Origin of the sequence: Dokdonia sp. LLG6352-1 (assembly GCF_045055815.1) — a bacterium.
Lineage (GTDB): Bacteria > Bacteroidota > Bacteroidia > Flavobacteriales > Flavobacteriaceae > Dokdonia > Dokdonia donghaensis.
On sequence record NZ_CP159329.1, the window covers coordinates 2,870,783 to 2,885,300 of the forward strand.

At 36.8% G+C, this 14,518-nt stretch carries 15 protein-coding genes and 1 tRNA gene; 9 read left to right on the top strand and 7 right to left on the bottom strand.

Features of this window, described 5'->3' with window-relative positions; all coding sequences use genetic code 11:
* Positions 1-93 precede the first annotated feature (93 nt).
* Complete coding sequence (locus ABVM49_RS12850; RefSeq protein ID WP_405202276.1) at positions 94-327, top strand: hypothetical protein; 234 nt, start codon at positions 94-96, stop codon at positions 325-327.
* 81 nt (positions 328-408) lie between these two features.
* Entirely contained in the window at positions 409-921 is a 513-nt protein-coding gene (locus ABVM49_RS12855; RefSeq protein ID WP_405202277.1) for an OmpH family outer membrane protein, read from the top strand.
* 58 nt (positions 922-979) lie between these two features.
* On the opposite strand, the gene ABVM49_RS12860 is transcribed toward ABVM49_RS12855, so the two are convergent.
* The 3 genes from ABVM49_RS12860 to glyA form a co-directional block, all read right to left on the bottom strand.
* Positions 980-1,366, bottom strand: coding sequence for a nucleoside triphosphate pyrophosphohydrolase family protein (locus tag ABVM49_RS12860; RefSeq protein ID WP_035324966.1), 387 nt, complete (start codon positions 1,364-1,366; stop codon positions 980-982).
* Between the two features lie 304 nt (positions 1,367-1,670).
* Positions 1,671-2,090 carry a hypothetical protein gene (locus tag ABVM49_RS12865; protein ID WP_405202278.1) on the bottom strand — a complete coding sequence of 140 codons (420 nt, stop codon included), beginning with the start codon at positions 2,088-2,090 and terminating at the stop codon, positions 1,671-1,673.
* 120 nt (positions 2,091-2,210) lie between these two features.
* A complete protein-coding gene (gene glyA, locus ABVM49_RS12870; protein WP_375251969.1) occupies positions 2,211-3,485 on the bottom strand; it encodes a serine hydroxymethyltransferase in 1,275 nt (424 codons plus the stop codon).
* Between the two features lie 111 nt (positions 3,486-3,596).
* Here glyA and fahA point away from each other — a divergent pair, with 111 nt between their 5' ends.
* The 3 genes from fahA (at position 3,597) to ABVM49_RS12885 (ending at position 6,544) form a co-directional block, all read left to right on the top strand.
* On the top strand, positions 3,597-4,889 hold the full coding sequence (fahA, locus tag ABVM49_RS12875; protein ID WP_035324968.1) for a fumarylacetoacetase: 1,293 nt from the start codon (positions 3,597-3,599) through the stop codon (positions 4,887-4,889).
* Positions 4,890-4,902: 13 nt separating this feature from the next.
* Positions 4,903-5,082 (top strand): hypothetical protein, encoded by a 180-nt coding sequence (locus ABVM49_RS12880; RefSeq protein ID WP_035324969.1) that lies wholly within the window; start codon positions 4,903-4,905, stop codon positions 5,080-5,082.
* A 133-nt stretch (positions 5,083-5,215) separates the two neighbouring features.
* Entirely contained in the window at positions 5,216-6,544 is a 1,329-nt protein-coding gene (locus ABVM49_RS12885) for an MFS transporter (protein ID WP_405202279.1), read from the top strand.
* Positions 6,545-6,674: 130 nt separating this feature from the next.
* Here ABVM49_RS12885 and ABVM49_RS12890 read toward each other — a convergent pair whose 3' ends face one another.
* On the bottom strand, positions 6,675-8,678 hold the full coding sequence (locus ABVM49_RS12890; protein ID WP_405202280.1) for a LamG domain-containing protein: 2,004 nt from the start codon (positions 8,676-8,678) through the stop codon (positions 6,675-6,677).
* Positions 8,679-8,782: 104 nt separating this feature from the next.
* On the opposite strand from ABVM49_RS12890, the gene ABVM49_RS12895 reads away from it, so the two are divergent.
* The 3 genes from ABVM49_RS12895 to ABVM49_RS12905 are packed head-to-tail and all read left to right on the top strand — an operon-like array spanning position 8,783 to position 12,528.
* Positions 8,783-9,301 (top strand): RNA polymerase sigma factor, encoded by a 519-nt coding sequence (locus tag ABVM49_RS12895; protein ID WP_021779299.1) that lies wholly within the window; start codon positions 8,783-8,785, stop codon positions 9,299-9,301.
* Positions 9,302-9,341: 40 nt separating this feature from the next.
* A complete protein-coding gene (locus tag ABVM49_RS12900; protein ID WP_405202281.1) occupies positions 9,342-10,244 on the top strand; it encodes a FecR family protein in 903 nt (300 codons plus the stop codon).
* Positions 10,237-12,528 carry a TonB-dependent receptor plug domain-containing protein gene (locus tag ABVM49_RS12905; protein WP_405202282.1) on the top strand — a complete coding sequence of 764 codons (2,292 nt, stop codon included), beginning with the start codon at positions 10,237-10,239 and terminating at the stop codon, positions 12,526-12,528. Before ABVM49_RS12900 ends, ABVM49_RS12905 begins: the two co-directional genes overlap by 8 nt.
* Here ABVM49_RS12905 and ABVM49_RS12910 read toward each other — a convergent pair.
* Entirely contained in the window at positions 12,525-13,037 is a 513-nt protein-coding gene (locus ABVM49_RS12910) for an adenine phosphoribosyltransferase (RefSeq protein WP_021779302.1), read from the bottom strand. The two genes, ABVM49_RS12905 and ABVM49_RS12910, sit on opposite strands and share 4 nt — an antisense overlap.
* Positions 13,038-13,238: 201 nt before the next feature.
* Here ABVM49_RS12910 and ABVM49_RS12915 point away from each other — a divergent pair.
* A tRNA-Arg gene (locus ABVM49_RS12915) sits at positions 13,239-13,312 on the top strand.
* Between the two features lie 66 nt (positions 13,313-13,378).
* On the opposite strand, the gene ABVM49_RS12920 is transcribed toward ABVM49_RS12915, so the two are convergent.
* Together ABVM49_RS12920 and ABVM49_RS12925 are read right to left on the bottom strand one after the other, a co-directional pair.
* On the bottom strand, positions 13,379-13,717 hold the full coding sequence (locus ABVM49_RS12920) for a DUF6134 family protein (protein WP_405203681.1): 339 nt from the start codon (positions 13,715-13,717) through the stop codon (positions 13,379-13,381).
* A gap of 60 nt (positions 13,718-13,777) precedes the next feature.
* Complete coding sequence (locus ABVM49_RS12925) at positions 13,778-14,395, bottom strand: MarC family protein (RefSeq protein ID WP_035324975.1); 618 nt, start codon at positions 14,393-14,395, stop codon at positions 13,778-13,780.
* Between the last annotated feature and the right edge of the window lie 123 nt (positions 14,396-14,518).

Sequence of the window (14,518 nt, forward strand, 5' to 3'; positions counted from 1 at the left end):
TACCAACGGTTTTAAGTAATCTTTAGTACATCTATGCTGCTGTGTAAGCAGCATATTATATACTTTTGAACTCACAATATTAGAGCAACACCATTGAAAAGACTTAAACTTATATGGGACTTTAGGGGTCCAGACTCAGAAAAAATTGCCCTTCATCACGAGATACATCTTAAAGAGTATGCTAGTGCAAAAGGACTTAACGCACCTCTTACAGGCGTAGAAAGCCAATCTGAAGACTTTGCACTCGCTTATCTCGTTGTAGACAAGGATGCTATGAAACCAGTGAGAGACGACTTAAAACCACACAGAGGACAGCTCTTTACTTAAAAAAGCACCCTTGGCACAGATATTGTCTTCAATCACATATATTTGCACGCGCAAATGATAAACCTTAACAAAACACATACAATGAAAAAAATCGTACTCGCAATGTTAGTCGTGCTATTTACAGCAACAGCTTTCGCACAAAGTAAAGTAGGAACTGTAGATGCAGATTTTATCCTTACAAAAATGCCCGAACTTACTGCTGCAAATGAAGAAGTAAAAAAATATAATCTTGATCTTGAGTCTCAAATGAAAGTAAAGATTGAAGATTATGAAGCAAAAGTAAAACTATACCAAGCGGGACAAGCAGGCTTTACAGACGAAGAAAGAAAAACTAAGCAAGGAGAAATCATTGCTCTAGAAGATGATATTTCAAAATTCCGTCAGAATGGAGCACAACTTTTACAACTTAAACAATCTGAAGTAGTACAACCACTTTATAAGAAAATAGGTGAAATAGTAACTGTAGTGGCAAAAGAGCAAGGCTTCTCACACATCCTTACTATAGGTAATAATAACAACTTTGCATATGCAGATCCTGCATCAGACATCACGATGGCTGTACTTGCAAAAATGGGCATCAAAATAGAGGAGTAATAACCGTACTACATCATAAAAAAAGCCGCTTTCTTAAGAGAGCGGCTTTTTTATAGTTTTACTTGTTAAGTATACTCGCGATATCTGGCTTAAAATAGTTAGGCCCTTTAAGCACTTTACCATCCGCTCTATAAATAGGCTTTCCATCTTCACCCAGCTTACTCATATTAGATCGCTGTATCTCATTAAAAACCTCCTCTATTTTATCTTGCATACCGTGTTCTATAATAGTCCCGCATAAAATATACAGCATATCCCCTAGCGCATCTGCCACCTCTACAAGATCTCCATTATTTGCAGCTTCTAGATACTCTTCATTTTCTTCCTTCATCAAGTTATAACGTAACTCATTTTTTGCTTTAGAGAGTTGAGCTGTAGGTGAAGCCTTTTTATCCAGCCCATAAGTGTCGTGAAAAAGAGTTACGGCTGCTATTTTATTTTTCATAAGTTAAATTTATTTTATTACGCTTTCGCGAAAGCGTACTCATACGTATTTTTACACTTCTAAAATACTCCAAATGTTTAGCACTGGTCAGGTTATATTCGTACTTTTTTTTGTGATTGCTTTCATAACGCTCATTATATGGAGTTATCGCAAAGATCTTAACCTGCATAAAAAGCAATACAAAGGAAGTAAATGGGTATTGCTTGGTTTTATTGGGTTTGTGGTGCTTCTGTTTTTAATCAAACTGGTTTTAAAACCTTAAAGACTTAAACAACCTACATACAAACACCCCATAAATAGGTCCTTACCCTATTTTTAAGTGACTTTCTGACTTACTTAATAGAAGTTCGTTTAGTTTTTGCAAATCTTCTGGATGAATTCTTTTTGCATCAAAAGTAATTTGCTCGCCATTCGTTTTAGTTACTATAAGAGTACTTTCTGTAAGATCTGTACTAGAAATGTGGTCAAAATATATGCGTTTACCATTCCACGAATTAAGACGTATCATTATTACATTTTTAATTACCTGCACATCATTCTTATAAATAAAATATCGAAAAAAGTATATCACCTGTAGCAAAAAACCAGCTGCAGCAATCTTCCTGTTTATACCAGGATTTTCAAATTCATAAAACTCAAAGGTGCCTGCGAGTATACATACCAGAGAGAGTACCAGCACGGTTACCCAAAACCAACTATTCTGATTATAATGTATACGTTTCATAAATCTTATTTTCTTATAGTAGGTCTGTACTTTTAAACTTTTGTTACAAGCAAACATAAAAAAGCCAGTAATAAAATTACTGGCTTTTTAAATATATGTGTGTGTGTGTGTGTGTGTTTACTAGGCTTTAAACAATGGTCTGTGGCCCATCATTTCGTTTACACTCTTTGCAACGTTTTCTAGCACCTCGTCATTATCGTGATGCTGTATTGCCTTGTCTATAAAGTTTGCAATCTCGTGCATATCACCTTCTACAAGACCACGTGTAGTAACCGCTGCAGTACCTATACGTATACCAGAAGTTACAAAAGGTGACTTGTCATCAAATGGAACCATATTCTTGTTTACCGTAATGTCTGCCTTACCTAGCGCTTCTTCGGCAGCTTTACCTGTTACATCTTTATTGCGTAGATCTATAAGCATCATATGGTTATCTGTACCTCCAGATATAATGTCATACCCTTTAAGCACAAGTGCATCTGCTAGTGTAGTTGCATTTTTCTTAACCTGCACCATATAGTGTAAAAACTCATCTGTAAGTGCTTCTCCAAAGGCAATTGCCTTTGCTCCTATCACGTGCATTAATGGTCCTCCTTGGTTCCCTGGGAAAATACCACTATCTAGTAGAGAGGACATCATACGTTTCTTTCCACTCTTAAGTGTGATTCCAAAAGGGTTTTCAAAATCTTCACCCATAAGTATCATTCCGCCGCGTGGCCCTCTTAGGGTTTTGTGTGTAGTAGTTGTTACTACGTGACAGTGTGGTATAGGGTCTGCTATAATTCCTTTTGCAATAAGACCTGCTGGGTGAGCAACATCTGCAAGAAGGATAGCTCCTACTGAGTCAGCAATTTCGCGAAAGCGTTTATAATCTATCTCACGTGAGTATGCAGAGGCACCTGCGATAATCATTTTAGGCTGCTCTGCAGTCGCGATTTCTTGTATTTTATCATAATTAAGTAGTCCTGTCTCTTTATCTACTCCATAAAAAACTGGTGTATATAAACGACCAGAAAAGTTAACTGGCGACCCGTGTGTTAAGTGACCACCGTGAGCAAGGTCAAAACCTAAAAATTTATCTCCTGGCTTTAAACAAGCGTGAAAAACAGCCGTGTTTGCTTGAGAACCTGAGTGCGGCTGTACGTTTGCATAGGCGGCTCCAAAAAGTTCCTTTGCGCGCTCAATTGCAAGTGTCTCTACCTCGTCTACTACTTCACAACCACCATAATAACGCTTACCAGGATACCCTTCTGCATATTTGTTAGTTAGTACAGATCCAGCAGCTTCCATTACCTGGTCACTTACAAAATTTTCTGAAGCAATAAGCTCAAGGCCATTAAGTTGGCGTTCTTTTTCTTCTTGTATTAGGTCAAAAATGGCGGTGTCGCGTTGCATATTTATAATGTTTGTTAAAGTGATACAAAAATACTATAAACTCTTTTTAAGACTGCTATAAATCCTATATTTGAGGAAGAGATTTACAAACAACTTATTAAAACATATAGAATGCCTCTATCTGCAAACGACCCATCTAGAAAAACGTGGCTTGACACGCCTAAGAATACAGATTTTCCTATACAGAATATTCCTTTTGGAGTGTTCTTAACTCGTGATGATGTAATTACAATAGGTACACGCATAGGTGATTATGCGATAGATCTAGGCGCGCTACATCAATTAGGGTACTTTAAAGGAATACCTCTTACAGATGATATCTTTTTACAAGACACGCTTAATGACTTTATTGCAGATGGTCGTAAGACGTGGAGGCTCGTACGTAACCGTATTTCTGAAATTTTTGAGGAAAGCAACGCAGCACTGCGTGACAATGCAAAAGATCGTGACGTGGTTATCTTTAAACTGGATGAAGTAGAAATGCAACTTCCAGTACAGATAGGTGATTACACAGATTTTTACTCAAGTATTGAGCACGCGACTAATGTAGGTACAATGTTCCGTGGTGAAGAAAACGCGCTTATGCCTAACTGGTTACACCTACCTGTCGCATATCACGGTCGTAGCTCTTCTGTAATACCATCTGGAATACCAGTACACAGACCAAAAGGACAAAAGCTACCTAACGGTGCGACAAACCCGATATTTGGACCATCAAGACTTATAGATTTTGAACTTGAGATGGCTTTTATAACAACAGATGCAAATAATTTAGGAGAATCTATCTCTACAGAAAATGCCGAAGAAAATATTTTTGGACTTGTACTATTTAATGACTGGAGTGCACGTGATATTCAAAAATGGGAATATGTGCCACTAGGACCATTTCTTGCAAAAAACTTTGCCTCATCTATCTCTCCGTGGATTGTCACACTAGATGCACTTGAGCCTTTTAGAGTAGAAAGCCCAGCGCCTAAAAAAGAACTTTTACCTTACCTTAAGTTTGAAGGTAAAAAGAGTTTTGACATTAACCTTGAGGTGGCATTACAGCCAGAAGGTATGAAGGAGACTACCGTGTGTAAGTCTAACTTTAAATATATGTACTGGAATATGAGCCAGCAGCTTGCACACCACACAGTAAATGGTTGCCCAGTAAATGCTGGAGATATGATGGGTAGTGGTACACTGTCTGGATCTACACCAGACTCATACGGTTCTATGCTTGAGTTATCGTGGAGAGGTGAGAAACCTGTAAAACTTAAAGAAGGTGGTGACCGCAAGTTTATAGAAGATAATGATACGGTAATTATACGTGGTTACTCTAAGTCTAAGGATTACCCACGCATTGGTTTTGGCGAAGTATCAACTAAGCTATTACCAGTTTTTGAGCCTAAAACAAAATAAGCATACCGAGTAAATGAAGACAATAGCCTTATACCTTGTAATGCTGCTAGCGGTCTCTTTTTATGCTAGTGCACTGCTACTAGCCTACTGGTTACTATGGCTTATTTTTGGCAAAATAGCCGCGGCGACCATACTGCTCGTGCTTATAGGGATAACGGTAGTAAGAGTACAATTAAAGAAAAGAAGATCATAAGGTCTTCTTCTTTTTTACGCTTTCGCGAAAGCGTATACACAACTCTAAACAATCATTCTTTGTAAACACCTTGTAAAATAGGTGTATATTTAGGATTAGTATAAGAAACATACCTCCTACTTAGTCACACCATATGCTAACATCTACTTTTAATAAACTTTATGATTACCTCAATAATGAAAGTAAAGACCGTGTATGTAAAGGCATAACAGATGAGGCGTGTGATCACGTTGCAAAAAACTTTTTTGCCATACTCTTTACTCACACTTTTACAAAACTAGGTGACACGCTCAGTAACCCAAAAACTGTACTCACCTGGTTAATGAATTATGTAAACGCCCCTGTGTTTCTTATAAGTCTTATAGTGCCTATACGTGAGTCTGGTGCTCTTATCCCGCAAGTAGCCATCTCAAATTATGTAAAGACAAAACCCATACGTAAGTATATATGGATAGCCGGATCTGTCATACAAGGGCTTGCCATTGCAGGTATAGGTCTTGTGGCCTTACATTTTGATAAACAGGTAGCGGGATGGTTAATAATACTTTGCTTAGTGATATTTAGTCTTGCGCGCAGTCTAGCCTCGGTAAGCTCTAAAGATATAAAGGGTAAAGCTATACCAAAAACTCGTAGGGGAAAACTAGGTGGGTACACCTCGTCCTTTTCTGGTATACTCGTGCTTATAGCGGGTTTATATATCACCTATACTTCAAAAACCACAGAAAACATACAGTTTTATACTAACCTAATCTTTTTTGCGGCCTCTATGTGGATTATTGCATCATTCATTTATGCCTCAATAAAGGAGTTTCCTAGCTCGGTAAACAGGGATGGTAATGAGCGCAATGGAATCATAGATAATTTCAAGTTGCTCAAAGAAGATACACATCTAAGAGATTTTGTAATCGCTAGGTCACTCTTATTATGCTCTGCCCTGTCTGCTCCATTTTATGTAACAGCAGCACAAACTAATGTAAAAGACACGAGTTACCTTCTAGGTTTACTCATCATATCTAACGGGCTGGCATCAATTATAAGCTCACCATACTGGGGTAAAATGGCAGATAAATCAAGTAAAAACACAATGGCATATGCAGTTACTATTGCCTCTATTTGCGGGCTTGTGCTATTTTTTATTATCTCTTTTAGTAATGACCTTAAAACGCAACTATGGTTATACCCTATTGCTTTCTTTATACTGGGAATCGCACACAGTGGCGTGCGTCAAGGAAGAAAAACCTATGTCATAGATATGGCCACTGGTGATGATAGAACAAACTACGTCTCTGTAAGTAATACTATCATAGGTCTTATACTTCTCGTAACCGGTGGGATAAGTGCTCTTTTATCACTTATCTCTGTAGAGAGTGTGATACTTGCACTCTCCGTAATAGGACTTCTAGGAGCCGTAAAAAGCTACAAATTACGCAATGTAGAAAAGTCTACAGAAGACGATGAGTAATCTGCAATCTATAAATACGATACGTCTTACGCTTTCGCGAAAGCATAAAACATAACAGCATAATATAATAAAGGGCTATCTGAGAAGATAGCCCTTTATACAACTTAATAACCTTAAAAATTAAGCTGCTCTATAGACAGGTATAACAATCACCCTCTAGTGCATAGAGCTGACTGATTTCAGTAGGATTTAAAGTACTATTATACACTCTAAGGTCATCTAGATAACCCTGAAAGCCCTGTCCAAGTGTGTATACATTAAGTGCTGTACTTCCTATATCTAGTACAGCGTTTGTAATTTCATTACGTAAAATACCGTCTCTGTAAAGTCTCACCGTATTACTCTCATCTACAGTTACCACAAGGTGATGCCAGTCTGTATTAGTCCAAGTAACATCCACCTCGTTAGACCAGTCTTCATCCCAAATACTAAAGTTTCCACTAGAAAAAATGGGTGCGTTAAGGTCATATGCACCTAGTTGAAACCCTTCTCCAGAAGAAGTTCCTTTTTGAAAAAACACCTCGTAATCTCCAGGGTTTTCGTTTTGCATTTTAAACCAAATACTTATAGAGAATGCGTCTCCTTGTAACAGTGTATTATCATCTGTCACGGGTATTGTAAAATCATTTTGTGCAAAAGCAATTGCACAGTGATCATTACCATCTCTGTCTACCACACAGTCATTAAGAGCAGTCTCATTATAATAACCGCTCAAAAGTTCTAATGGATACTCAGACATAGGCATATAGATTACAGCCTCTTCAAGAAACAATTGTGGGTTGTCACAACAATCTACCACAGTGAGGTCTAAGAATATAATTTTATATGTACTAGGATCACTAAGTAAACTTATACGAGACCAGATTACTATATCACCAGTAAACTCATACGTTTCTGGATTAGAAATAGCATTTATCTCTGCCATTGCATCTTCTTCAGAAATGTAATAATCTACATTCACCTCTGTGGTATCACATCCTAAAAGAGCAGCTTCTAGATCTAGGCTGGCTTCATTTGTAGTACCATTATCGCACACACCCAGTATGGCACTTGTAAAACAATCTAGTGGCTCATTAAAACAGTTACGTTCAAAAACCAGGGTGTCGTCACCTCGTTGCATTAATAATGTGGTCGCGCTGCACTCTGTAACAGTCCAGTCGCCTTGTAACTCTTGACTAAGCACTGGGATACTTGTAAACGAGAGAACACCACCTAAGTCAGACTGTGAGGTAGACCAGGTAGACTCAACAAAGGTGTTTACATCATAAAAGAACATATAACCATCTTCTGAACTAAAGAAAAAGGTATAATTACTTAACGTATTTTCATCATTATATGATGTGATTTGCCAGTAACAACTCGTTAGGTATTGATCAATTTGCTCTTCTGGACAGCCTTGTTGCGTCTCGAAGTCTACACCATCATCCTCATCACAGCTTGATACCGCTTCAACAAGAGCATCTTCTAGGGCTGTATAGTCTGTAATCTCTACGATGGTACCATCGTGATTTAATAATGATATGGGAAATGCAACTCCTACTACATTGCTACTACCTGTGTAAGAGGTTATAAATACTAGTAGCTGTGCATCGCTACTTACAGTGACAGTTTCGGCAACTTGAAATTCTGGATCAAATGTGTTGAAGGTAATAGGATATTGAAAATCTACACATTCTATATCTATATCTGATAATGAAGGGTCACTACAAGTCTCTACGAGGACATCCATTTCATCTTGTGAAGTTGCAGTAACAACTTCGTGATTCATTAAAATTACGTCTACAGGGTAGTTTATAGTAATAGAATCTTCAGGGTGCTCATAATGATGTTCTTCTACTGTAATTAAATCTTCTTGATTCTCTACGGTAAAGGTAGATGAGCCTAGCTCAATAGTCATAGGCAACACCATCTCAAGGCAGCTTGCTCTGTCTATAATATTATCTACAGAGCCATCATTAAGCGCCACATTATGCATAAACTGCAACAATTGTGCACTTGCATTTGCCTCGTTCATCACCTCTGTAAGCGACTCATCTTGAGATAAATCATCTTGACAACTCACTGCACCTATAAGCACTATAAATAGCGATAGGCTAGCGAGGTAATAACGTAAAGACAGGTTTTTAAAAATCATAATGAAGTAATCGCTTGAGTGATTACAATTATAGAACATCTACATTTAAAAAACTCCTACCTTGCCCTAGTAATTATAAGTGTTTATTTAATATTGCAGTATCAATGAGTAGTAAAAATAAAGAAGGTGTTTGCAAAGAAACTGTTTATAACAGGGTCTTTAACGCGCATTCTAAAAACCTATTCAACTTTTTATATTACAAGTACGGAAGCCTTTACAACCCTGAGGATAAGGTTCAAGAAGCATTTGTGAAATTATGGGAAAATTGCTCAAAAGTACCCGAGGCCAAAGCAAAGAGTTATCTCTTTACCATCGCAAATAACCTTACACTTAATGCTTACGCACATCAAAAGGTAGTTTTAAAGTTTAGACAAACAAAGCCGCAAAGCTATACTAATGAGTCTCCAGAATTTGTACTAGAAGAACAAGAGTACAACGCCCGACTACAAGCGGCCATTGCAAATTTAAGTGAAGCACAACGTAGCGCATTTCTATTAAACAGAATAGAAGGGAAAAAACACAAAGAAATTGCAGAGATGCTAGGCATCTCAAAAAAAGCAGTCGAAAAGCGTATTTATGGAGCGCTAGCAAAGCTTAAAAAAGAAATTACAGAACTTAAGTAGGACTTTCTTAACGCACACTGTTATATACACAGGTAATACTATGGAAAGAGAACAATTAATATCAAAATGGCTAGACAACGAGCTTTCTGAAGCAGAGCTACAGGCGTTCAAAAGTCTTGAAGACTATGATGATCTTGTGCGCATCGCAGAGATCACAAAGCAACTAGAACCGCCAGTATATCATACTCCCGGAGAGTATAAAAGATTAAGAAAAACATTAGATACAGATAAAAAATCTGTAATAATATATTTAAAACCGCTACTTAAAATTGCAGCAGTTCTCATCTTATTTGCTGGTATTTACTATGCAACAACCTCAACTCAAAAAACAGTAAATCTACAAACAGACATTGCCCAAAAAGAAGTTATTACCCTACCAGATAACTCTGTAGTTACCGTAAATGCGATGACTAACTTATATTATGACCCAACCACTTGGGATGATAACAGAGCCGTAACGCTAGATGGTGAAGCATATTTTCAGGTAGCAAAAGGTGCAACTTTTAGTGTAGAAACCCCTAATGGGCTCGTCTCAGTACTAGGGACCCAGTTTAATGTGCGCAATAGAGATGATAAGTTTGAAGTATATTGCTACGAAGGCTCTGTACAAGTAGAGACAGCAACAAAAACTGTGATATTAAAACCTGGAGACCGCTTTCGCGAAAGCGTAAAAATCTCAAGTAACACACCTCAATCTACCACACTACAACCATCTTGGGTAAGTGACGAAACTTCTTTTGAAAAAACACCTCTTAAAGAAGTTCTTAAAGAATTTGAAAGACACTATGATGTATCTGTAACGGTTGACAAGGATGTTGAAGATGTGCTCTTTACAGGTTCTTTTACTCATACTAATATGAAAATTGCCTTAAAGTCAATAAGCTTACCGTTTAATTTATCCCACAAAAAACAGGGAAATAAGGTAACTTTATCTCGTGACTAAAAAAGGAGTACTTATATGCTGTACCTTACTTTGTTGCTTATTTTTTTCTGATTTAAAATCTCAAGAACAAAATACAGCAACCGTACCTCTAGCCACAGTTTTAAGTAAAATAGAGACGCTCTTTAATGTGAGCTTTTCTTATGCAGATCATATTGTTGCACCTATATACACAAGGGATTTACTAGATAATAGTACCCTAGCACAAGCACTATCTCTTATAGAGAACACCACAGATTTAAGCTTTGACTTTCTTAATGAACGTTTTATAGTCATCACAGAAAATATTATAAATGAGGTACAAGAGCTTGACCAGATTTACATCTCTAACCTTCTTACTACCGGGATTTCAAAATCTAGATCTGGGGTAACACGCATAAAACCGGCACAGTTTGGTATACTACCGGGTATTATAGAACCAGATGTTTTACAAACGGTACAGGCATTACCCGGTATTATAAGTACCGAAGAAACCGTGTCTAATGTTAATATAAGAGGTGGTACAAATGATCAAAATCTTATTTTATGGGATGGTATAAAAATGTATCAATCTGGACATTTTTTTGGTCTCATATCTGCTTTTAACCCCTATTTAACTAAACGTGTAGAAGTAATTAAAAACGGCACAAGTGCACGATATGGAGATGGTGTATCTGGAACTATAAATATCGAGCTAGATGACAAGGTTGCTACAGATTATGAAGGGAGTATAAGTGCAAACTTACTCCATTTTAAAGGCTATACAACTTTACCGCTTTCTAAAAAAATCACCCTCTCACTCTCTGCAAGAAGGTCTAACACAGACTTTATACAAAGCCCTACATATACGAGCTATACAGATCGCATTTTTCAAGACACAGACTTAAGTGTAAATAGTGATAAAGACTCACAAGTCTCTGACCTTAACTTCTACTTTTATGATGTAAGCACAAACCTTATTTACGACATCACAGAAAAGGATAATCTAAAAATAAGCGCCACCAGTATTTACAATAAATTAGGTTATGATGAGACTATCAAAGCTCTAGACATTAATGAACGTAGTGGTATTAATCAAAGTAATAATGGAGTAAGGCTAGCTTATACCAGAAAGTGGAATGATAAACACACTACAGATTTTACACTTTATCTATCTAACTATAATCTTAATGCACGTAATTTTAATTTAGAAAATGGCCAGCAACTAGATCAAGAAAATGAGGTGCTTGATATAGGGTCAAAATTACAGCTAAGCAGTAAACTAAGTGATTCCTTTATATGGAACAATGGGTATCAATTTACAGAGGTAGGCGCACGTAATCTTGCTCAGACTAATAGACCTGTTTTCTTTAGAAATACCCGCAATGTGATACGCACACATAGTCTATACTCTGAGCTTTCATATTTATCACCTTCTAAGGAAACTCAATTTATTACTGGTGTAAGAGGTAATTACCTAGATGCGTTTAATACAGTTATTATAGAGCCTAGAGTACGCTTTAGCCAGCGAGTTTTGAGTTATTTTAAAGTAAGTGCCTTAGGTGAATTTAAAAGTCAATCTATCTTTCAAATCATAGATCAACCTAATGACTTTTTGGGATTACAACGCAGTCGCTGGGTTGCTGCAAATGATGACACGCTACCCGTTTTAAAAAGTAAACAAGCCTCGGTGAGTCTAGATTACACCCAAAACAAGTGGCTATTAAGCCTAGAAGGATATGTGAAAAATGTAGATGGAATTTCCTCTCGTAGTCAAGGCTTTCAAAATCAGTTTCAATTTACAAATGCGGTAGGCTCATATGATGTGATGGGTATAGACTTCTTAGTAAATAAACAGTTTAATAAGTTTGGCTCTTGGCTGTCATACTCGTTTAGTAAAAATAATTTTGATTTTGAGAGTTTAAATAATGGTAGTCGCTTCCCTAATAACACAGATATAAGGCACTCTCTCACTTATGGCTCTACGTATACCATTAATGATTTTAAATTTTCTTTAGGTTTTAACTGGCGTACAGGCACACCTCTTACACAACCACGAGAAGAACAACCTGTTGTAAATGGAGCTATTATTTATGACTTACCCAATAGTAGTCTCTCAGATAGCTTCTTACGTTTTGATATATCTGCCATATACAAATTTCAACTTTTTGATAAAGATGTACAGGTAGGAGCTTCTATCTGGAACTTACTAGACAACAATAATATTCTTAACACTTATTATCTAATTAACAGTGAAGATGAAATTCAAAAAATCACGGTTAAGTCTCTAGGTATCACCCCTAACTTTAGTCTTCAGTACAGTTTTTAATACGTTATAGCAGCAGCAACGTGTTTACCTGGCAGTTTGCTTCTACCATTTAAAAAATCGAGTTCTATAATAAAATTACACTGTACTACCTCTCCCCCTAGCTCCTCAATCATTGCAACGACAGCTGCAGCTGTTCCTCCCGTGGCGAGTACATCATCGTGCAATAATACTTTATCTCCCGGCTTTATAGCGTCACTGTGCATCTCTAGCACATCTGTACCATACTCGAGATCATATTCTTTCTTAATGGTAGTATAAGGTAGTTTATTAGGCTTGCGCACGGGTACAAATCCAGCATTGAGTCTTTTTGCAAGCAGTGGTCCATAAAAAAAACCTCTCGCTTCAATTCCTACTACTACATCTATTGCTACTTCTGGCACTAGTGTGTATAGAATTTCTTCCGCTTTCGCGAAAGCGGTCTTATCTCCCAGCAAAGGTGTAATATCTTTAAAAGTTATTCCTTCTTTGGGAAAGTCTTGAACGTCTCTTATGTAGTCTGAAATTTGCATAGATAAAGTGAGTATTTATAGCACTAAGATATATAAAAGTTTCTGCCTTAAATTAATCTGTGATGTAAAACACTGAATGAACGACAACTATACTTTTGTATAGAAAAACAATCTCATTTTTTTCATCTTTTACTTGTGCATAACAATAAAATGATTGTATATTTGCACCCCGAAACAAACAAGTAATTATTGTTTCTAAACGGCCTCGTGGCGCAACTGAATAGCGCACTTGATTACGGCTCAAGAGGTTACAGGTTTGAATCCTGTCGAGGTCACAAAAACCTTACAATCAAATGATTGTAAGGTTTTTTTTATTTCTACACATTCTTATAATTGGACTTTTACATCTTAGCTGTGGCTACAAGTTCAAATTGTATAATCCCACCGTCTATACTTGCTTTTATAAGTCTCCCTTCTTTATAGAAGTAAAGGTTTTCTCGGCCTTTAGCATTTACCTTTTTATACCAATGATTACCCAGCGCTACTAGTTTATTAATACTTCCATCCTCCTCAGAATAACAGCTCGTTAAACCTATGGGCTCTTCAAAAAATAATTGGATGGTCGTATAATTAATAGGTTCTTTATAGATCTGAGGCCTTTTATTATCTCTAGATATTATAAAAAGGCTGTCTTGTTTTCTAGTATATGTCTGAGCAGGAGGTTTATCATTTACAAAGATATCAACGTCTGAGGTTTAATTTATAGTATATCTCACAACTCACGTTTAGAACGAGCTTACTTATGATAAATTAAACGAAATTTTAATTCCCTCGATAATCATCCCAGTACCTATTATGCCAATGATTAATCCCATAATCTTACCTATCACAGAGATCACATTATTACCTAAGACTTTTACGATAAAATCGCTTGCGCGAAATGTGATATATGTCAATAAGCACATAAGCCCAAAAATTAAAATTACAAGACCTATTTGCATATAACTCGCATCTGCAACAGAGTTCATCGCAGTAACAATGGTACCCGGTCCCGCGATTATAGGTATAGCTAGAGGTGATATCGCAATATTCTCATCTACATCTACCGTTTTGAGGTGTTTTACACTAGACTTCTTAGACTGAAGTAAATCAAAACCTATAAGAAAAACGAGTATACCTCCAAAAATTTTAAAAGCTGGAATTGTTATGTGAAATAATTCAAAAATAAACTTACCTAATAGTACAAACAGAGCTACAATAATAAAGGCCACAATCGTTGCTCTCTTATTAATATCCTTTTTTACCTTTTTACTGGCACCATCTGTAAGTGACAAGAAGATTGTCATATTTGATATAGGGTTTGTAATCGCAAAAAAGCTGGTAAATACGGTTAAAGAAAAAGTAAGAAGATCTTCCATTATATTGAGGTTAGGCTGTACGCAATTTACAATTGCCCCCACAAGTACCGGTTAGCTTATGTGGGATAGACTAAAATACTATAAATTATTTTAGATGTAGAGTGTTGTAGTACGCTTTCGCGA